A 19,157-nucleotide genomic window follows, 5' to 3' on the forward strand; every position below is an offset into this window, starting at 1 on the left:
CTAAGCAATGGCAATTCTTGATAATGAGCTGACGTTCTCGAACGCTCAGGCGGTCACTGCGACCGCCGTATCAACCAACGTGGTTGACCTCGGTGTCGACCGCGATATCGGCATCGGTGAGCCGGTTTATCTGGCTGTGCAGGTTGGTGCAGCATTCGCTGGACTGACTTCACTCACCGTTACGCTGCAAACCAGCCCGGATAACAGCGCATGGTCAACCCTGTATCAGTCTGCGGCGATCCCCGTAGCCGACCTGACTGCAGGTGCACAGCCAGTTCGTGTTGTTGTTCCGTCACGCACTGAGCGCTATCTGCGCGTCAACTACACCGTGGCAGGCGCCGGCACCGCTGGCGCCGTAACAGCATCGCTGCTGCTCGGTCCGGATGGCTATCGCGCTTACCCGGCTGGCTCTCCGACGCCAGACTTCTCAGCGGTCACTAACGTTTCTGTTACCGGCGTGAGCGTCAGCCCGACCACTGCCAGCGTGGCCGTGGGTGCGAACGTAACCCTGACAGCCAGCGTGTCGCCTTCTGACGCGAGCAACCCGGCGATCTCTGCAACCTCATCCAACACCGCTGTGGCAACCGTGACTCGTTCCGGCAATACCATCACGGTGAAAGGTGTTGCTGCAGGCACGGCGACTATCACCGTCACCACCGCAGACGGCGGCCACACGGCGACCAGCACCATCACAGTTACCGCTGCCTAACTCTGATGTATCAGATACAGCCCTCTCCGGAGGGCTTTTTTAATGGTGAGATATGACTACCAAGATAATCGTCATAAACCGCGCTTTAGTGAAGCTGGGCGAAGAGCGCCTGATGAGCGAGACGGACAACAACAAAGCTTCCAGAACGATCGAGGCGATTTATGACGGTTTGCTTGAAAGCCTGCTTCGTGACTATCGCTGGGCGTTCTCCATCAGGCGGGCAAAGCTTGCGGCCCTCAGTGAGTCGCCAGCTTATGGATACTCACACCAGTATCAGCTTCCCTCCGACTTCCTCCGGATGGATGAGGTGCTTAATAGCGCGCTGATGAGCCCGCTATCAGGCGCTATTGACCAGCTTCGTGATTCACCCTGGCAGATTGAAGGGCGGAAGATACTGACTGACATAGAGGCCCCGCTGCACCTACGCTACGGCGCTAAAGTCACAGACCCGTCGCAGTGGGATAGCTCTTTCGCTGAAGCGTTCGCTTGCTTACTTGCTTATGAGATGTGCGAATCCATCACGCAGTCATCGACCAAAAAGCAGGCGGCCGGACAGGACTTTGACGCAGCCATTAAGGCAGCCCGCGCAGCCAGTGCCATCGAGCGACCACGCATTAAGCAGCAGGAAACATCCTGGTTAACATCGAGGTTATAAATGCCATCAGCTTCCCCATCACTAAATAGCTTCAATGCCGGTGAGTTTTCCCCGCTGATGATGGGGCAGACCAACTTTGAAAAGTGGTCATCCGGCGTTAAGTCGATGCTGAATTTCATCCCTCGCTCTCAGGGTCCTGCAGAGCGCCGCGGCGGCACCTACTTCGTTTCTGAAGTGAAAAACTCAGGACAGCGAGTATGGCTGGCCAAGTTCGAGTTCAACACTACGCAGGCGTTTATTCTTGAGTTCGGCCCTCAGTACATCCGATTCTATTCCGACCATGGCGTAGCGCTTAACTCAGACGGCGGAACTCTGGAGGTAGAGACTCCATTTGTCGCTGGCGAACTGACTAACAGTGATGGCGGGTTTGGGCTTTCGATGGTTCAGAGCGGCGATGTCATCTACATCTGCACGCATACCGGCAACCTGCCTCCTTACAAGCTGTCGCGCGAATCCAATACAAACTGGACAATTGAAGCTTTCGATTACTCCGGCGCACATGGGCCGTTCCGCGATATCAACTCAGATCGCACCATCACGGTTCGCACTGACCAGTTCCGCATCTGGTCAGCGAATGGAGCCACGCGTCCGGACGGTACGCCAACCACAACCACACAGTGCACCATCAGCGCCAACTCGGCTATTTTCGATTCGAGACATGTGGGCGGGCTTTTTTATATTGAGGCCAGCACCGACGGTGTGACGGATGGAACTGGCAAAAACGGCTATATCCCATCGTGGGAGGCCGGGACAGATGCGACGTTTCAGGCGGGTATGTTCTGCCGCAGCGATGGGAAATACTACGAGGATATGGAGGGCAACAACACTGGTGCCACCCAGCCTACATGGACATCCGGCGCCCACCGTGACGGCTCAGCCAACGCAGTTTTATGGCGTTATTCAAATGGCGGATGGGGGATTATCCAAATCACTTCGGTCGTGAGCGCTACGCAGGCCGTTGGCAAAATTCTGACTGAGCTCCCGCCAAGCGTGCGGGGATCTGCAGGGGATACCTACAAATGGGCGTTTGGTGAGTGGTCGCCGAAGTATGGATTCCCAACAAAGGTGGCTTTCTATAAGAACCGACTCCTGTTCGCGGCGCGTGGCAAGCTGTGGTTCTCTGTAGCTTCCGACTATGAGAACTTCACCACCATGACGAATGGGTATGAGGTTCAGTCTGACGATGCAATTAACGTTCAGATTGAGGCCGATTCAACCAATACCATTCAATGGCTGGCACCCGGTTCATCTCTGTTGGTTGGCACCGCGGGTGGAGAGCATACATGCTCACCTTCAACCACGACGGCTGCATTCGGGCCCGACAACATTCAGATAACCAAAGAATCATCTTATGGCTCAAAAGGCGTCAACGCAGTGCAGGTTGGTGCTACGTCGATGTTTGTTCAGCGCGCCGGATGCAAAGTCAGGGCAGTCCTGTCCGACTTAGAGAGCGGCTCATACAGCACCAGCGACGTGACAATCCTTGCGGAGCACATAACCCGGGCGGGCATTGTTGATATGGCCTGGCAGCAGGAGCCCGACTATGTTCTTTGGGTCGTACTCGCTGATGGTTCACTGGTCGCAATGACCTACAACGATGAACAGAAAGTTACCGCATGGCATCGTCACGATTTGAATGGCGATGTGGAGGCTGTCTCCTGCATCCCAGACCCTGACGGTATCAGGGATGATTTGTGGATCGTGGTGAAGCGAACCATCAATGGCGAAACAAAGCGCTATGTCGAGTATCTGAGAGCAGCGTGGGACGCCTCTACTGAATCGTTATCAGAAGCGTTTTATGTTGACTGCGGACTTAGCTATCGTGGCGCTCCGACCAAAACCATCTCAGGCCTGACGCACCTTGAAGGTGAAAAAGTGTCAGTGGTCACTGACGGAGCGGTGCATACAGAAGTCGTTGTGACCAGTGGGAGCATCTCCCTTGAGGCATCGGCATCAGTCGTTCACGTAGGTCTGTTATACCGATCTGAACTTGTCACCCTGCCACTGGAGGCGGGCGGCACGGCCGGCACCTCGCAGGGTAAAACCAAGCGTATCAGCAAGCTGACACTCAGATTCGTTAATACGCTGGGTGGAAAGGCGGGCCAGTTGGGCGGCAAATATCTGGACACCATAGAAAGCCGTGACTACTCCGACCTCATGGATAAGCCGCCAGCTGCTTTTACTGATGACCGGGATATCGATTTCGCCGGAGGTTATGACACTCAGGGGTGCATCAGAGTAGTTCAGGACCAGCCTCTGCCGATGACATTGGTTGCGATTTATCCCCGTTCATGGACAACCGGCGAATGAAAATAATCCCCTACGAACCTCACCACCTGCTGGACATTATTCCGCAGAAAAGCCAGTCATCGCTGGAGAGAACGCCAGAGCGTGCACAGCAGTTAGCCAGCTATCACAGCTTTACAGGTGTGATTGATGATCGCGTTATCGCTATCGGAGGTCTGGTTGAGCTTAACCCTATCCGGGCCTATCTGTACCTGATTGTCACAGAAGACATCCCTCACCAGTGGACTCAGCTGTACCGGGCGGCAAGGCGGCTTATTGCTGCAGGCCTGAATGACTATGTCAGGCTCGAAACCATGTCCTCCTTTCCGGAGGCAGAAAGGTGGCTAGAGCTGATCGGGTTTGAGTATGAAGGAACCATGCGTCGCGCAGGACCAGATGGTGAGGACGCCAAAATGTACAGCATAGTGAGGTCTGGCGATGCAGTTTACACAGGCAGTAAATAACAACCCAGCCGCATGGTCATCCGTTGCCTCATCGGGTCTGAACAGCGTAAGCGCAATGGCTCAGGGCTACACGGCATCACGCAACAGCAACTACAACGCGTCACTGCTTGATCAGCAGGCACGTACTGTTGCGCTACAGACCGGCTCGCAAACTGCGCAGATTCGCAGGCAGGGGAGTCAGGCTCTTGCGGGTCAGGCAGCTGCGTTTGCTGATAACGGCACCGGGAGCGGAGGCAGCAACGCACTCATTCAGCGCTCAACCGCGATCGACACTGAGATGGACGCGGCAACTGCTGACTATAACGGCAGAATGCAGATGGTTGAGCTGCAGAATCAGGCGGCGGCACAGCGGGCTCAGGCAAAAGCACAGCGTCCCGGTCTGGTCAGTCTGCTGGGTGGCATTAGTGGCGCGGCAGGAAGTTACTACAGCACTTCGGCAATGACAAAACGGTAGGTTAATAATGGCACGAATTCCGGTATACGATCGTCAGGTAGGGTTACGCGCTGGCGGCCCATCTCCGGTTAACCTGCCGTCGCAGTCAACTGATACTCAGATGCTCCAGCAGGGCGTCAACTCCTTTGCCGATGCGGCCGTCAGACTGCAGCAGCAGCAGAACTCAGTTCGCGGCACGCAGTACATGACTGACTTTGTTAATTCTCAGTCATCACTAGGCAAGGCGCTGAATGACGCTCAGCAGCAATCGAAAGACGGCATCGACTACATCCCGGCCGCTCAGCAGCTAATTAAGCAACACCAGGAAGATTTCTTCTCCCAGCACCCCGGCATGAGCGACACCGAAAAGCAGGACTACACCCTTCGCTGGGCGCAGTCACGCGGCCAACTTGAGAATCAGGCGATAAACTGGGGGCAGAATCAGGCTAAGCAGATTTCAGTCGCTAACCTGAATGACAGTGCATCCGCTGTCGGCAATGCCATTCTGCAGGACCCGAACTCAGCTAAGGCGCTGGCTGTGGCGCATCTGCAGGCGATAGACCAGAGCGATCTGGACCCGGCAACTAAGGCTGAGATAGCCAGCCGCTCCCGAAACATGTGGGCGCTGTCGGCGGCGCAGTATGGCATCCAGAAGGATGCTCAGCACGTAATCGACCAGCACGGTGCATTTCAGGCAGCCCAGACCATTGGTTCCGGAGATGGCGCATCAATGCCATCAGGCTCGCCTTCCACTCTGGCTACCAGAAATAACAACCCGCTGAATATCCGCTTCAGCAATACGAATAATTGGGCGGGAAAGGGCGGCGATAACGGCACTGGCTTTGAGCAGTTTGACACGCCTGACCACGGATTTCGCGCTGGCCTGAAGCTGATGCGCAACCATATCAACAATGGCAGCGATACGCTTTCCAGCCTCATCAGTAAATGGGCTCCGGCTGGAGATAACAATGACCCTGCCCAGTATGCGCAGTCAGTAAGCCAGCAAACCGGAATCCCTGTCGACGCCAAAATAAATCCGGATGACCCGCAGCAAATGACAGCTGTTGCCAAAGCAATGGCCCGTCAGGAGGGTTATGGCGCTCCGGTTAGCGACTCTCAACTGAGTCGCGCGTGGTCATCGCAAAGCGATCCGAATCAGCTTGCTCCGGGCGTTCCGTGGGGCCAGTTAACTCCACAGCAGACAAACGGAATTATCAATCAGGCGCAGGCTAAGGTGGACCAGCAGAACACGCAGCGCCGACTCCTGATGCAGGACCAGATGCGCAATGACACGGCTCTGATTGAGTCTGGCAATCCGGTTGCGAACCCAATCAGCCGCGAGCAGTGGATGAGCACCGCACCGCATGATGCCACGCCTGAGCAACTGACAATTCTGGATAAGCAGTTCCAGCAGTACGCACTGCTTAATCAGCTTCAGCCCATCTACTCCGACATCAATACGAAGTCGGCAGGTGAGGGACTGGCGTCAGTGCAAAGCATCAGACCAACAGGAAGCGAGGATGATTTTGCTTTCCGTCAGCAGCGGTACCAGCAGGCCGTCCAGAAATATCAGCAGGTAATCGGTGCGCGTGAAAAGGACCCGGGCGGGTGGCTGGCCCAGAACTCCCCTGAAGTGAAGGCGGCTTACCAGACCTACCAGCAGGACCCATCTCAGGGAGCTCTACTGGCTCAGGCCATTCTGGTGGACAAGTCTCGGCTGGGAATAAAGAGCAAGGACGTCCTTCCGGATGCGCTGGCTGATGGCATTCTTCAGCAGATTGACACCAGTAAGGAGCAGAGCGTGGCTGCAATTCAGGGTATTGCCGGTCAGTTCGGGCCCTATGCCGACCAGGTGATGCAACAGGTCCAGAAGAAAGCAGGCCCCGTTCTTCAGGTTGTCATGGCAGCGGATAACCCGCGATCGGCAAACACACTGTGGCAAAACCGCAACGTTAAAACTGGCGATATCAAAGACGCCATCAATACGGATAACAAGGGTGCATCTGACTCTGCAGACAGTGAGTGGGCCAGCCAGTCAAAGGACTTTGCTACCACGATGGTTAATCAGCCAGGTGGAGTTGGCGTCTGGAACAACTTCAACGAGCAGGGGCGTCGCCTTACCTACCTCAACATTCAGAAAGGGATGAGCCCGGGCGATGCTGCGAAGCAGGCCTATCAGGATGTCCTCGGCTCGCAGTATCAGACTCAGGGCTCATGGCGCCTGCCGGTTAAATACGGTCTCGATTTGAGCGACGTCCGCGATGGAGCGAACCATTATCTGGAAAACCTGAAGGCAGACCAGATTATGCCTCTGCAGGGTGACCCGCGACTGGGTGACGAGATTAATCGGCAGCAAAGCCTGTCGCGTATTCGTGATAACGCCGAGTGGGTTACAAATGCAGACGAGTCCGGCCTGCTGTTAACCCTGAATGGTCTTGTTGTGAATGGTAGTAATGGCGCGCCTATTACTGCCAGCTTCGATGAGCTTTCAAAATCAGGCCAGCAGAATCGCGGGTTACTCAACAGCATCGGCAAGTTCTTCTCATCGCCCACCAAGTTTGACGCGAAAAAAGGCGGCATGACACCGGAGCGCGCATTGTTCGGTGATAACTTTCAGCAAGGAGTACAGCGTTGACGATTTACACACAAGACCCTGGTCAGGGTATTAACCAGCCGATTGGCAATGCCGCGTCAGGTCTTGGTGAATCGCTTGCTGCTACTTTCGAGCAGGGGTTTGATGAGGGTCCGTTTAACTCGGCTTTACGCCTGAACCGTGCTTACGGGCAACTGAATGATTCTTCATCTGCAATGGTGCCTAAGGCTCAGGCTGATGCGACGCTGAAGCAGTACGGTGTTAAGAGCATCAACATCCCGGATGAAGGCGTTACCCAGACCTATCTGGATAATGTGGTGTCGAACCGAAAGGATACGCTGGCGCAGCAGCAAATAGCTGCTGCTGCCCCATCCGGCTTTGTTGCAACTCCGCTTAACGTGATGGCAAACCTAGCTGGAGCTATGGCTGACCCGGGTAACCTAGCTCTGGCCCTGATTCCTTTCGCCGGTGAGGCTCGCGCCGCCACTTTACTTGGTCGAGCCGGAGAGAGATTTCTGCAGGGTGCCGCAATGGGCGGCATCCAGACCGGCGCAACTCTTCCGACCATGGCAATGGCATCGGCGGCAGAGGGTGATGATTTCACGCTGGGAAGCGCCATGGAGAATCTTTTCTATGGCACTGTCGGCGGCGGCCTGCTTCATGCCGGTGGCGGAGTAATTGCCGATTTGGTTAGGGGGCGGAGGCCCACTGTCACCAGTGAGTCGCCACTTGAAACAGCAGCGCGTGTTGAGCCTGTTTCTGAGCCGGTATCGCCGAGCCGCGCATCAGCAGGTGAGCCTGATAATGCATCGCCGTTACTTGACCAGACCATTTCGCGCGAGGCTGACAATTACGCCTACAGTCGCGCATATGATGACGTAATCCCTGAGTATCAGCAGTCACTTCAGAACCTGCAGCAGGGGCGAATCGATAACGTAGCTGATCTGCGGGCGGAGATGGCCGCAAATGAGCATGCTTCCAGTCGACTGGATGCAACGCTGAAGTCGCGGACTGAGCAATACCAGCAACAGCGCATTAAGTATCGCGATGCACGACAGCGAGCGCTGGCTGATATTGAGAGTGAAAAGCAGGCCCTATCCTCGCGTAACGACGAAATAAATCAGGCGCTCGAAGGTAATGCGGCGGCAGAAAAAGCCACTGGGGAACTAAGCGCAATCGGTCGTGGAGAAATCCCTGACGGACTGGCAGGAAGAATCAGCGAGCGTGCCGTTCAGATAAAGTCCGGGCTGCAGCGCACTTCTCTCGCTGAGGGGGTACGAACAGCCGCGCAGAGAATCGATGACGCCCACTGGACTCAGCGGCAGAATGCTTTTAGAGCAGGACTGTCGCACATGATGCAGGGTAAATTGCCAGACGTTGAGCCTTTCTTCGATATGACCGCACCCGAACTGCGTGAGTCATCTATTGAGCAAATCAGAAAGGGACCGCGCAGCGACACCGAGCCATCTACAGTGAATGCCAGCAGGGATGCAGAAGCAGACTACCAGCGAGCAAGTCGTGATGATGCTGACCTGCTGAATGCTCAGGAAGATTTTGAATCTGAGCTGGCGCTGGCTAGAAGTCGCGTTGATGAACTGGACTCTCCGGAACTGCGTGAGGCGCTGGGTGAAATTCAGAAGCAGGCCAGTGACGAAAGTCTGGTTAAAGGGTATCAGGAATATGCAGCTTGTATGCTCAGGAGAATGTAATGGCTAATCAGTTTCTGACGCAATGCGAGCAGGCGGTCAACAAGGCAGCCGGTCGCGAGCTGTCTGAGCAAGAAATGGAAACACTGGTGCGCGACATGGAAACAACCGTAAAGCGCATCCGGGCTGAGAACGAAGGCATTTCATTGCAGGATGCAGCTCTGCGTGCAGCTGAGGACTTGGGTAATCAGGAGAAGCTGGCAAACGTCATTGAAGCCCGCAACAAGGCAATCAACACCCGGGTTGCAGCAGAGCGGCTGGCATTCCTGCGCGACAGCTTCCCTGACCGCCCTGATATTGGTCTGTCTGCCATTCTGGTTGGTCGCAATGAGGCGCGCACGGGCAGCCGATCATCCGCATCATCAGAGCAGTTTCAGCTGCGCTCTAAATACCTGTCAGGCCTGAATCATGACCTTGAACAGGCTGATGTGCTGAAGTTTCTGGCCGCCGGCACAAATGACGGTGAAGTTGCAGATGCGATGTGGCGACTGGGCAAGGGGGAAGCGACCAACAGCCTCCGCCCGGAGTCAGTGAAGATTGCGGAGATCATCACCAAATGGCAGGAAGCTGCGCGCATTGACGCCAACAAAGCGGGTGCGTGGATACGTAAGATGCCTGGCTATATCGCCCGTCAGGGGCATGACATGATGAAAATCCGCGCCGCAGGCTTTGATGCGTGGAAGCAGTCAATTTTGCCACGGCTGGACAATGCCACTTTTGAGGGTATTACAGACACTGATGCTTTTATGCGAAACGTATATGACGGTCTGGCATCTGGTGTCCACCTGTCCTCTGAAAAGCCTGACTGGATGAAAGGCTTCAAAGGCTCGCAGAACGTTGCACGCCGTGCCAGTCAGGAGCGCGTGCTGCACTTTAAAGACGGTATTGCATGGCACGAGTACAATCAGCAATACGGTGTTGGCAGCCTGCGTGAAGCGATATTTGGCGGACTTGAGTCGTCAGCCCGCAACACTGGCCTGATGCGTGTTCTGGGTACAAACCCGGAGAACATGCTTAACTATTTGGCAGATACAGTTTCTAACGATCTGCGCGGAAATGAAAAAGGTCTGCGCGCCTTCACGGATGCCCGCCGCAGCCAGATCAAAAGCCAGATGGCAGAGGTTACCGGCGCAACAAATATCCCGGGCTCAACAGCGCTGGCGCGTTTTGGATCAACGACCCGCGCAGTGGACTCAATGATTAAGCTTGGCGGCGCGCTGATTTCATCCTTCAACGACCTTGCCAGTAACGCGCTGGAGCTTCGCTATCAGGGGAAAAGTTTTCCGCAGGCGCTTACAGAGTCTATCCAGGGACGACTCAAGCGATATTCAGCACCTGAGCAGAAGCAGATTCTGAGCTCACTTGGCGTTTACGCCGACTCTATGCGCGATGAAATTCTGCAGCGCTTCTCTGGAGACGTTACTCTTCCCGGCAAGGTTTCCCGCCTGCAGCGCCAGTTCTTCAAGCTCAACGGCCTTAACTGGTGGACAGATGCTTCACGTAACACGACGGCCACGATGATTTCTCACTGGCTGGCTGACAACGCCGGTTCCGTACACGCATCGCTGAACGGCGATTTAAAGCGTGCCCTTGACCTGCACGGCATAGGTGAGGCTGAGTGGAACATTTATCGCCAGATGGAGTTGAAGGGCTCAGAGGGTCGCAAGTTCATGACGCCTGACGGCATTAACTCCATACCAGATGATGTGATTGCGAAGTATGTTTCCGATCGCAACGTCAACGTAAACGAGAAAAGCATTCAGGCAGGCCGTGAGCAACTGGCTGATAAGTTGCGTGGATATGTGCTCGATCGCGTCATGGTGGCAATGACAGAGCCTACAGCTCGAACCCGCGCACTGATGAAGCAAGGGACGCAACCGGGAACGGTAGAAGGTGAACTGCTTCGCTTTATCGGACAGTACAAATCCTTTACCGCATCTTTCATGCAGCAGGCACTGGGTCGTGAGGTATTTGGTCGCGGCTACACGCCTGCACCTCTGGGGCAAGGGCGATGGGGAAGCGTGCAGAACGCACTTTTCAAAAGCGGGAAGGGTGAGATGGTCGGACTGGCTCAGCTTTTCCTGTGGATGACCACGTTCGGATACCTGTCCATGCAGACCAAGCTGATGCTGAAGGGGCAGACGCCGCGGCCGGCAGATAGCAAAACACTGCTGGCTGCAGCTGCGCAGGGTGGCGGGCTGGGGATATTCGGTGACTTCCTTTTCGGCGAAGCAAACCGTTTCGGTAATGGGCCGGTAACCTCGCTAGCTGGGCCTGTCGCGGGAAACCTTGATGAGATCGTAACGTTGTTCCAGAAAGCCAGGGCTGGAGATGCTAAGGCGGGAGATGCTTTCAGGTTCACAGTCGACCACACGCCGTTCATGAATCTTTTCTGGGCGCGCCCCGTGATGAACTATCTCATCCTTAATCAGCTGCAGGAAGCGCTATCTCCCGGGTCTCTGCACCGTTACGAGCAGAACATCAGGAAAAATCAGGGCAACGATTTCCTTGTGCCGCCGTCGCAATTCATGCTCGGCCGATAAGCCTTTTGAAGGTTTCGCCAATCCACACCACAAAAGCCATTGAGTAATAGGCCCGCGCGAACATCATTACCATCGTTGGGCCTACCAGTAATCCCCACCAATCCAGATAAGGGATGGAGATAATAGATAGCACCGCCGCCGCAATGGCGGTCATTTCAATGTCGCTTGTCTGAATGTTTCGCATCAAACCTCTTACCGCAGGATCTCCCTGTGGTGGTTACACACGCCCGGAGAAAGGCAGATGACAGTCTCATCCACCCAAAGTTACGTGGAGTATAACGCTGACGGGGTCACGGCAACATTCACCATTCCCTTTTATTTCCTGCTGAACAGTGACATCTCAGTGATGGTTGCAGATTCAACTGGAAATCTCAGCGAGCCGGTTAATGGCACTGACTTCACCGTCACTGGAGCAGGAGATGGCGGAGGTGGGTCTCTCACTTTCGGCACTGTCACTGCGTCAGGAAAGACCATCCTCATTTACCGAAATCCACCATTAACACAAGAAACGAAGTATTACGAGAACGGCAAGTTCCCGGCAGCATCTCATGAGGCTGCGCTGGATAAGCTGACCATGCTGATTCAGGAGTATGGCTGGCGATTCGATTCTTTGTCTCTCAAAAAGCCAAGTTTCTTTGCCAGATATTATGACGCTCTTGATAACCGAATCAGCAATCTGGCAACGCCTGTTGATGGCAATGATGCTGTGCCCAAGCATTACGTCGATAAGTCGGTATCGGATTTCAAGCAGTACGTTGACGACGAAGTTTCTGCTGAGTCCGCCGAAAGAAAGGCGGCCGATATTGCAGAAGCTAATGCGCGCGCGGCGGCCGACGCCAATATTCAGGAGCAACTTACAGGCAATGTTCCATTGGAATCCAGCGCCTTCTCAGTGATCTCCTGGCATAAACAATCAGTAGATAACAGCGTCACTATTCCCGACAACATGAATGCCTGGTCATTCGGCCCTGAAGTGACTATCAGCGCCGGTCAGCAAGTCACTATTCCTGAAGGTAGTTACTGGACGATCGCAAACGGTCAGCAGGCTGGTAGCTCAGGAACAAACGTCGATTACGGCGAACTCTAAGGAAAACACATGGCAGCATCACTGCAGTTAAAAGGCGGCACTGCCGCAAAGGTCGCCGCATACACACCACTTGCTCGCGAGGTGGTAATCGACACAGACAACTGGCGGCTGGTGATCGGCGACGGTACTACGGCAGGTGGGAAGCCGCTCACTGTGGCATCCGCAGCGACCTGGACAACAGGACGTACCTTCGCCTTCACTGGAGATGTCACTGGTTCGAAAACTGGTGTTGATGGCTCCGCTAACGTGTCAATTGCACTGACGTTAGGCGCTGTTGACCTCGGCACGCTGGCGTAAGGGCATATTAATGGCAACCTCTATTCAGATTAAGCGCGGAGTAACTGCTAAGGTAGCAGCATACACACCATTAAGTGGCGAGCTGGTATTAGATACAACAACTAATCGCCTCTATAGTGGCGATGGTTCTACAGCCGGTGGTAATCCTGTTCGTGAAGCAGCAATGCCCATGGTAAGCAGATTACGCGGCTCCCTTTCCGCATCTGCAACAGCAGCAACTCTGACAGGCGCTAATGCCATAACCGGCGTTAGTGAGAAGGGGCTGAAGTTTGAGATTGGTTCATTCTCTTTGACCATTAACCTCGCCACCGTTGCAGCAGCTGGCGGGGTAAGTGCAAGTGTTTCATCATCTAATTACCTGGCCATTTACCTAATTTACAACGGAAACGCGCCAGCGCTGTACGGCATTGATGCATCATCTTCATCCGCGCCGCTGTTTGCTGCAAGCATGCCTTCAGGTTACACGTCATCAGTTCTATTGACTGTGGTGCCGCTGTCATCAGGAAAATTTAAGGAATCGGTCGTAATCGATAATGCCGTTTCAATCCCATCCACAGATGTAGTAACTGGCGTTGCGGCTTCTGGACCAGCGCTTACTTCCCAGTCTATTTCAGCAGTTGTTCCTTTGAATGCAGCCACTGTATCTGGGTATGCAGATGCAAACTCCACAGTTCAGAGTGATGCCGTGGCAGGCGTGGTGGCAGCCACAGCATCAGGAGTCGGCCAGTCAGCGGGGTATGCCATTGGCATCATGAGGTTTGTGATTAATAAAGTTCCAATTCTGACAGCACAGACCATTTATGCATCCGGCTATCGAGTGAGCGGGACAGGCACGGTGACATGGTCTTTATCCGTCACTGGCTACACAATTTAAATAGGAACAAAAGATGAGCAAACTTCGTGTAGACAAATTGTCTCCCACTGATGACAGCATTGAAGTCGAAGTAAAAGGATTGCTTGGTAGCGCGGATGTGAGTGATAGCCTGGCGGCAGGCAAGATCATTAAAACTACCTCAACAGGAGGGGTGCCGACTATTCAGGTTCCGTCAACAAACGGACAGCGCCTTTTTATCAACAAGGAGGTTACAACCAATGATGACCTGACTGTCCTGCAGATTAACCGCGACGTCAACGTTAGCGGCGGCACATCAGGTTATGTAGGAACGGCTGTAGTTGCCACCAGTACTGTCAATGCTTCAGGCGCAGGAAACTATGAGTGGACAGCATTGTTCATGATGAATAGCAATGTCGACTCGACCGACATTGTAGATGGTGTAGCCTCGCCACAAAACGTTGCCATTTATGGTCAGGCAAAAAAGAACGGTACTGCTGCAACGTGGGCTGCATGCCTGGAAATTCAGGACAACGCTAATTCCACCGCCACAGGGGCGACAATCGGACTTGAAGTAACAGCTGTCAGCCGTGGTGGAGATACAACCACCCCTCAACGAGTAGCTCTTCACGCGGCCATTAAAACACCAAGCGACAACACTATTGGTGCAGAGTGGGGCGTTGGACTTCTCGTATCGACTGAAGGCGTTGGGGTGCGAGTAAGGGAGGCTATACGTGTTATCGCCAGCGTTGGAGACGCGGTTCTTTACAGTAAGGCCACCACGACCCAGGCTACGGCGGCGCTGATAAAAGATGAGGGATCGCTTGTTCGCGGCATCGACCTTTCAACTGCGACATACACCAGCGACCAAGCCATCCGGCTCGCGGCCGGTCAGGTTATTGCCTTTGATGCTTCATCAGCCAACACCATTTATGCAAACACAAACGGGCTTAACTTCTCATCAAAAATTAATGCTGCAGCAGGTATAGCCTTCCCCGGAACGCTTTCATCCACATCAGCCACTGCCGGTTCCAGAACCTTGCCAACAGCTCCTGATGGTTTTGTCACGATCACAGTGGATGGAGTTAACAAAAAAGTTCCATACTACGCATCATAAGGTGATGAAATGTTTTTTATTGAATTCTCAGAAGAAGATATGAAGGTTCTTGATAGAGCACTAAAAGTCATGCCTTACTGCGAAGTTGCCACTCTCATCAACTCAATCAATCGACAGGTGAAAGAGGCGATAGAGCGCAAGGAAGAGCAGGGGTGACACGAAGATGAATTGATGGTGATTATGCGCGGTGATAATATGAGCGCATAACTCAAAGGGAATTCTATCTTAATGAATAAGCTGCTCTACTCCTTAATACTGACATCCTCATTTTCTTTCGCGGGGGTGACCTATATCACCCCTCATATTGACGGTGTTTCATTTTGTCCTTCAGCGATGAAAGACAAATCTGTAAAAAACAATGAGGAAGCTGCTCTATACTGCTTTAAAAAAGGAGAGAACTCAGCATCTACTATTGATGAAGCGTTAAATAAAATAGATAACGGCAAAGTCAGGAATGGCAAATTTGAGCTAGGCTACACACTAACTCTGCCACTATTTCGCTATTATCAGCAGGATGCTAGCGGGAAATGGTTTGTCAACAAAGAGTTCCTTAATCATGATATTGATGTCATAAAAAACATCAACCGCCCTGTTAATATTTATCTCTCTCTCAATCACTTTACTGACTCAAATGAGAAGCTATCCCGAGAGCTGGCAAAGGATAGCAGGAACATCATGTGGGACTCTCGCGGCCCCATGCCGATCTCTGACTACTTTGGATACCCAGTGATTCCATGGACAATCTCTGACTATAAAGCACCGATAACTACCTACAGAGAGGTGGTTTTCAAGGACGCTCTTGAGCACATAAAGTCTGTTATGCAAAGCACTCCTGGCAGGATTGTTGGCGTATCAATCCTGGGCGAAGTTCATCAGATGAACCGGGATATCATGGCTGGACCATCTTATTCTGTCGATATGAACGACACTTCAGACTACTCGCCATCGTCAGTAAATGGTTTCCGTAAGTGGCTCCCTCGTCAGTTTGCCAATGTGAAGGTGATGAATAGGATTCTTGGCTCTTCATATAAGTCATTTGACGAAGTCACTCCTCCATCAAAAAATATTCGCAAACAAATGCTTAATTCATTCCTGGAGCATAACGACGAATTTTCATCTGGAAGAATGGATATTTACGGCTGGATGACCGATTCAAGAAAATGCAAAGCAAAGATAAATGTATATCTTGACGGAAAGAAAATAGGCAAGGCAACCTATGGCTTAAATCGCACTGATGTTGCTCAGGCTACAAAAATCAAAAATCCTAATGTTGGCTTCCGATACTCTCTGGACTTCAGAAACATTAAATATGGCTCGCACCGTGTATGGCTAACGGAAACCTGCGGCGGGAATGAAACCTTACTGGATAACCGAGCTTTCTCTTATGTAGATCGTAAGCAAAGCCCGACACCAGTAATCCGCGTACCAGAACCTAAGCTTCCGGGGCGCAGCACTACGGTAACTATATCTGTAGATGGCCCGAAATCAGATCAGGATGTTTTCTTCAATCCTTTGTCAGAGCTATGGGAGCAGTACCGCCGCGAAGAAGTTAAGAAATACCTTCAGCACTTTGCAAAAATCGCTGACCGTTACGTACCTAAAAGCATTGTTTTCTCTCACCAGATCACAACGGAACTCAACGGCTCATGGAATGAAGGCATCACAGCTGAGGGCGACTCCAAGAAGGAGAACGCCTTTTATAATCAGGGCACCACTCTTTACGGCGGAGCCACATTTGGTGATGCATTTTTTGCCAATGTAAAACGTGATGGCTGGAAGACTTATTCAATCAGCGAGATGAACCCAATGTCTGACATTGGCGTCAGCGGTTACGTGAAGATGTTTGAACGACACAATAAAAACGGCGCTCGCTTTGTGTCCCCTTACTTCATCTCAGTGATATCAGACATCCTTCCATCTCGAGGATTAAATATGTTCGAAATGAAGCCAGGCAACACGGTGGCCCATTCAGACCAGTTCTATGAAGCACTGAAAGAAGTGATGAACAAAAAAAGCCCGGCGACCGGGCAATGACTCAACCGCGCCTCTCTGAGCAGGCTACGGGGTGGGTAACTTAAGGCTAGTTACCCGCAACCGAAGCCGCCAGCTTAAAATTTCAGCACCATCAGCAGCTTTACAAAACTGTGAGCCGTTTCGCCTTGATCAAATCCACCGATCGATATTACTGTTTATCCATACAGTATTTATCAGAGGAGGATTTGTCATGCCGCGTGATTATGAGATTAAAGACGCATTCGTAAACGCCATCAGGCGCATACCAGGTGGTGGTGTCACTGTTACCACTCAGGAGTTTGTTCGTCAGCTGGAACTGCTCAACTGGCACCTGAGCCTGCGTGAGGCCAATCAGTGGATAAAGTCGCACACATCGACGTTCCGGGACGTGTCCACTCAGGAGGGTGAGGCTAAGACGTACAGGCAGTTCAACCCGAATGGGGGCATCTGACATGGGATTTCCATCACCTGCGATTGATTACATAGAGCCCCGCCTCACGCTTAACAACATGCTTATGCCTCATCCTGCCAACATGATGCTGATTGAGACTCCTGATGGATTTGTGCTTGTTGATCGCACCATCACCGCAAAGCCAGGGGAGGCGGTCGCTTTCCAGTTAGGAGACTATCCGCAGGTTGGCAGGTTGTTCAGTACGGGAATAATTACTCAGGATGGCGAGACGATCGACGGAGAGGGGCTGGAAGGGATTATCGTGCTGGGTAAGGTGACGGCCGAGATTATGGCTGTGCATGAGCCGAGTCGCCCGACTATATAAAGGTGTGCCAAAATTGTGCCAGAAAAATGACACAATCAAGCATAAATCTGCAAAGAACGGCGGTCGCTAACTTGCTGGCTGGCTTGTGTAGCGGGTTGCGCGGTTGATATGATGCGCCACTTTTAATTAATCATCGGACTGTTTCTCCGATGGAGGCTTTGTGAAATTTGAACTTGATACCACAGACGGGCGCGCACGCCGTGGCCGTCTGATTTTTGATCGCGGCGTGGTGGAAACCCCGGCGTTTATGCCCGTTGGCACCTATGGCACCGTCAAAGGCATGACGCCGGAAGAGGTACAGGATACCGGCGCGCAGATCATTCTGGGGAATACCTTCCATCTCTGGCTGCGTCCGGGTCAGGAGATCATGAAACTGCACGGCGATCTGCATGACTTTATGCAGTGGAAAGGGCCGATTCTGACCGACTCCGGTGGCTTCCAGGTCTTCAGCCTGGGCGACATCCGTAAAATCACCGAAGCGGGCGTGCATTTCCGTAACCCGATCAACGGCGATCCGATCTTCCTCGATCCGGAAAAATCGATGGAGATTCAGTATGACCTCGGTTCCGACATCGTGATGATTTTCGATGAGTGTACGCCTTATCCGGCGGACTGGGACTATGCCAAACGTTCAATGGAGATGTCGCTACGCTGGGCACGACGCAGCCGTGACCGTTTTGACAGCCTCGGCAACAAAAATGCACTGTTTGGCATTATCCAGGGCTCGGTTTACGAAGATTTACGAGATGTCTCGGTTAAAGGTCTGGTAGAGATTGGCTTTGATGGGTACGCTGTGGGCGGCCTGGCGGTGGGTGAACCTAAGCAGGACATGCACCGTATTCTTGAGCACGTCTGTCCGCAGCTTCCGCAGGATAAACCCCGTTATCTGATGGGCGTTGGCAAACCTGAAGATCTGGTTGAGGGCGTCCGTCGCGGCGTCGATATGTTCGACTGCGTGATGCCAACCCGTAATGCGCGCAATGGTCATCTGTTTGTGACCGAGGGCGTGGTGAAGATCCGCAACGCCCGCTACAAAGATGACACCGCGCCACTGGATGCGGAGTGTGACTGTTACACCTGTCGCAATTATAGCCGGGCCTACTTGTATCATCTCGACCGTTGTAACGAAATACTGGGCGCGCGTCTGAATACTATCCACAATTTGCGCTACTACCAGCGTCTGATGGCTGGTTTACGCCAGGCTATCGAAGAGGGTAGATTAGAGCGCTTTGTAACTGAGTTTTACCAACGGACGGGTAAAGAAGTTCCGCCTTTAACGTCTGACAATTCATCAATGAGGGAAATTTAATGAGCTTATTCATTTCTGACGCCGTGGCCGCAGCAGGCGCACCGTCTCAGGGAAGTCCGTATTCTCTGGTGATCATGCTGGTGGTGTTTGGTCTGATTTTCTATTTCATGATCCTGCGTCCGCAGCAGAAACGTGCGAAAGAGCACAAGAAGCTGATGGATTCCATCTCAAAGGGCGATGAAGTGTTAACCAGCGGTGGCCTGGTCGGTCGCGTCACAAAAGTCTCTGACACGGGCTACGTCGCTATCGCGCTGAATGACACCAACGAAGTGGTCATTAAACGTGATTTCGTTGCCGCCGTGCTGCCTAAAGGCACCATTAAGGCGCTGTAATTCTT

General features: G+C 52.9%; 19 protein-coding genes and 1 pseudogene. 19 read left to right on the plus strand and 1 reads right to left on the minus strand.

Annotated features, from left to right (window positions below; genetic code table 11):
• Window positions 1-7 precede the first annotated feature (7 nt).
• From AC1V0D_RS00810 to AC1V0D_RS00850, 9 genes and pseudogenes are all read left to right on the plus strand, one after another.
• Window positions 8-406 (plus strand): annotated as a pseudogene (locus tag AC1V0D_RS00810) (Bbp16 family capsid cement protein); the annotation flags it as partial.
• Window positions 407-457: 51 nt separating this feature from the next.
• Window positions 458-709: an Ig-like domain-containing protein gene (locus AC1V0D_RS00815; RefSeq protein ID WP_482907390.1), complete on the plus strand. Its 252-nt coding sequence runs from the start codon at window positions 458-460 to the stop codon at window positions 707-709.
• Between the two features lie 52 nt (window positions 710-761).
• Complete coding sequence (locus AC1V0D_RS00820; RefSeq protein ID WP_482906854.1) at window positions 762-1,364, plus strand: phage connector family protein; 603 nt, start codon at window positions 762-764, stop codon at window positions 1,362-1,364.
• Window positions 1,365-3,674, plus strand: a complete 2,310-nt coding sequence (locus AC1V0D_RS00825; RefSeq protein WP_482906855.1) for a phage nozzle protein — start codon at window positions 1,365-1,367, stop codon at window positions 3,672-3,674.
• A complete protein-coding gene (locus tag AC1V0D_RS00830) occupies window positions 3,671-4,114 on the plus strand; it encodes a hypothetical protein (protein WP_482906856.1) in 444 nt (147 codons plus the stop codon). Before AC1V0D_RS00825 ends, AC1V0D_RS00830 begins: the two co-directional genes overlap by 4 nt.
• Window positions 4,089-4,568 carry a hypothetical protein gene (locus AC1V0D_RS00835; protein ID WP_482906857.1) on the plus strand — a complete coding sequence of 160 codons (480 nt, stop codon included), beginning with the start codon at window positions 4,089-4,091 and terminating at the stop codon, window positions 4,566-4,568. The genes AC1V0D_RS00830 and AC1V0D_RS00835 overlap by 26 nt, the downstream gene beginning before the upstream one ends.
• Before the next feature lie 184 nt (window positions 4,569-4,752).
• Window positions 4,753-7,182: a hypothetical protein gene (locus AC1V0D_RS00840; protein ID WP_482906858.1), complete on the plus strand. Its 2,430-nt coding sequence runs from the start codon at window positions 4,753-4,755 to the stop codon at window positions 7,180-7,182.
• Complete coding sequence (locus AC1V0D_RS00845; protein WP_482906859.1) at window positions 7,179-8,849, plus strand: hypothetical protein; 1,671 nt, start codon at window positions 7,179-7,181, stop codon at window positions 8,847-8,849. Before AC1V0D_RS00840 ends, AC1V0D_RS00845 begins: the two co-directional genes overlap by 4 nt.
• Window positions 8,849-11,389: a hypothetical protein gene (locus AC1V0D_RS00850; protein ID WP_482906860.1), complete on the plus strand. Its 2,541-nt coding sequence runs from the start codon at window positions 8,849-8,851 to the stop codon at window positions 11,387-11,389. Before AC1V0D_RS00845 ends, AC1V0D_RS00850 begins: the two co-directional genes overlap by 1 nt.
• Here the strand turns inward: AC1V0D_RS00850 and AC1V0D_RS00855 are convergent.
• A complete protein-coding gene (locus tag AC1V0D_RS00855; protein WP_482906861.1) occupies window positions 11,373-11,573 on the minus strand; it encodes a hypothetical protein in 201 nt (66 codons plus the stop codon). The genes AC1V0D_RS00850 and AC1V0D_RS00855 overlap by 17 nt on opposite strands.
• Before the next feature lie 57 nt (window positions 11,574-11,630).
• Here AC1V0D_RS00855 and AC1V0D_RS00860 point away from each other — a divergent pair, with 57 nt between their 5' ends.
• The 10 genes from AC1V0D_RS00860 to yajC all read left to right on the plus strand — a co-directional run bounded on the left by AC1V0D_RS00860 (window position 11,631) and on the right by yajC (window position 19,152).
• Window positions 11,631-12,476 (plus strand): hypothetical protein, encoded by an 846-nt coding sequence (locus AC1V0D_RS00860; RefSeq protein WP_482906862.1) that lies wholly within the window; start codon window positions 11,631-11,633, stop codon window positions 12,474-12,476.
• A 9-nt stretch (window positions 12,477-12,485) separates the two neighbouring features.
• A complete protein-coding gene (locus AC1V0D_RS00865) occupies window positions 12,486-12,773 on the plus strand; it encodes a hyaluronate lyase N-terminal domain-containing protein (protein ID WP_482906863.1) in 288 nt (95 codons plus the stop codon).
• A gap of 10 nt (window positions 12,774-12,783) precedes the next feature.
• Entirely contained in the window at window positions 12,784-13,647 is an 864-nt protein-coding gene (locus AC1V0D_RS00870) for a hyaluronate lyase N-terminal domain-containing protein (RefSeq protein ID WP_482906864.1), read from the plus strand.
• 13 nt (window positions 13,648-13,660) lie between these two features.
• The gene (locus AC1V0D_RS00875; RefSeq protein WP_482906865.1) at window positions 13,661-14,722 is read left to right on the plus strand and encodes a hypothetical protein; all 1,062 of its coding nucleotides are present in this window, start codon (window positions 13,661-13,663) and stop codon (window positions 14,720-14,722) included.
• A 9-nt stretch (window positions 14,723-14,731) separates the two neighbouring features.
• Window positions 14,732-14,878, plus strand: a complete 147-nt coding sequence (locus tag AC1V0D_RS00880) for a hypothetical protein (RefSeq protein WP_482906866.1) — start codon at window positions 14,732-14,734, stop codon at window positions 14,876-14,878.
• Between the two features lie 72 nt (window positions 14,879-14,950).
• Complete coding sequence (locus AC1V0D_RS00885; protein ID WP_482906867.1) at window positions 14,951-16,756, plus strand: hypothetical protein; 1,806 nt, start codon at window positions 14,951-14,953, stop codon at window positions 16,754-16,756.
• 190 nt (window positions 16,757-16,946) lie between these two features.
• Window positions 16,947-17,186, plus strand: coding sequence for a DNA polymerase V (locus AC1V0D_RS00890; protein WP_482906868.1), 240 nt, complete (start codon window positions 16,947-16,949; stop codon window positions 17,184-17,186).
• A gap of 58 nt (window positions 17,187-17,244) precedes the next feature.
• Window positions 17,245-17,511, plus strand: a complete 267-nt coding sequence (locus tag AC1V0D_RS00895) for a phage repressor protein (RefSeq protein WP_482906869.1) — start codon at window positions 17,245-17,247, stop codon at window positions 17,509-17,511.
• A 160-nt stretch (window positions 17,512-17,671) separates the two neighbouring features.
• Window positions 17,672-18,820 carry a tRNA guanosine(34) transglycosylase Tgt gene (tgt, locus tag AC1V0D_RS00900; RefSeq protein WP_009091761.1) on the plus strand — a complete coding sequence of 383 codons (1,149 nt, stop codon included), beginning with the start codon at window positions 17,672-17,674 and terminating at the stop codon, window positions 18,818-18,820.
• Entirely contained in the window at window positions 18,820-19,152 is a 333-nt protein-coding gene (gene yajC / locus AC1V0D_RS00905; RefSeq protein WP_009091760.1) for a preprotein translocase subunit YajC, read from the plus strand. Before tgt ends, yajC begins: the two co-directional genes overlap by 1 nt.
• Window positions 19,153-19,157 lie beyond the last annotated feature (5 nt).

The sequence above is a fragment of the Pantoea sp. PA1 genome, from assembly GCF_056856975.1.

Coding starts and splice junctions, on each gene's coding strand:
- AC1V0D_RS00860 (WP_482906862.1), top strand. CDS start 11,631: ATGACAGTCTCATCCACCCAAAGTTACGTGGAGTATAACGCTGACGGG.
- AC1V0D_RS00865 (WP_482906863.1), top strand. CDS start 12,486: ATGGCAGCATCACTGCAGTTAAAAGGCGGCACTGCCGCAAAGGTCGCC.
- AC1V0D_RS00855 (WP_482906861.1), bottom strand. CDS start 11,573: ATGCGAAACATTCAGACAAGCGACATTGAAATGACCGCCATTGCGGCG.
- AC1V0D_RS00830 (WP_482906856.1), top strand. CDS start 3,671: ATGAAAATAATCCCCTACGAACCTCACCACCTGCTGGACATTATTCCG.
- AC1V0D_RS00890 (WP_482906868.1), top strand. CDS start 16,947: ATGCCGCGTGATTATGAGATTAAAGACGCATTCGTAAACGCCATCAGG.
- AC1V0D_RS00840 (WP_482906858.1), top strand. CDS start 4,753: ATGACTGACTTTGTTAATTCTCAGTCATCACTAGGCAAGGCGCTGAAT.
- AC1V0D_RS00885 (WP_482906867.1), top strand. CDS start 14,951: ATGAATAAGCTGCTCTACTCCTTAATACTGACATCCTCATTTTCTTTC.
- AC1V0D_RS00880 (WP_482906866.1), top strand. CDS start 14,732: ATGTTTTTTATTGAATTCTCAGAAGAAGATATGAAGGTTCTTGATAGA.
- AC1V0D_RS00875 (WP_482906865.1), top strand. CDS start 13,661: ATGAGCAAACTTCGTGTAGACAAATTGTCTCCCACTGATGACAGCATT.
- AC1V0D_RS00895 (WP_482906869.1), top strand. CDS start 17,245: ATGCTTATGCCTCATCCTGCCAACATGATGCTGATTGAGACTCCTGAT.
- AC1V0D_RS00835 (WP_482906857.1), top strand. CDS start 4,089: ATGCAGTTTACACAGGCAGTAAATAACAACCCAGCCGCATGGTCATCC.
- AC1V0D_RS00825 (WP_482906855.1), top strand. CDS start 1,365: ATGCCATCAGCTTCCCCATCACTAAATAGCTTCAATGCCGGTGAGTTT.
- yajC (WP_009091760.1), top strand. CDS start 18,820: ATGAGCTTATTCATTTCTGACGCCGTGGCCGCAGCAGGCGCACCGTCT.
- AC1V0D_RS00870 (WP_482906864.1), top strand. CDS start 12,784: ATGGCAACCTCTATTCAGATTAAGCGCGGAGTAACTGCTAAGGTAGCA.
- AC1V0D_RS00850 (WP_482906860.1), top strand. CDS start 8,849: ATGGCTAATCAGTTTCTGACGCAATGCGAGCAGGCGGTCAACAAGGCA.
- AC1V0D_RS00820 (WP_482906854.1), top strand. CDS start 762: ATGACTACCAAGATAATCGTCATAAACCGCGCTTTAGTGAAGCTGGGC.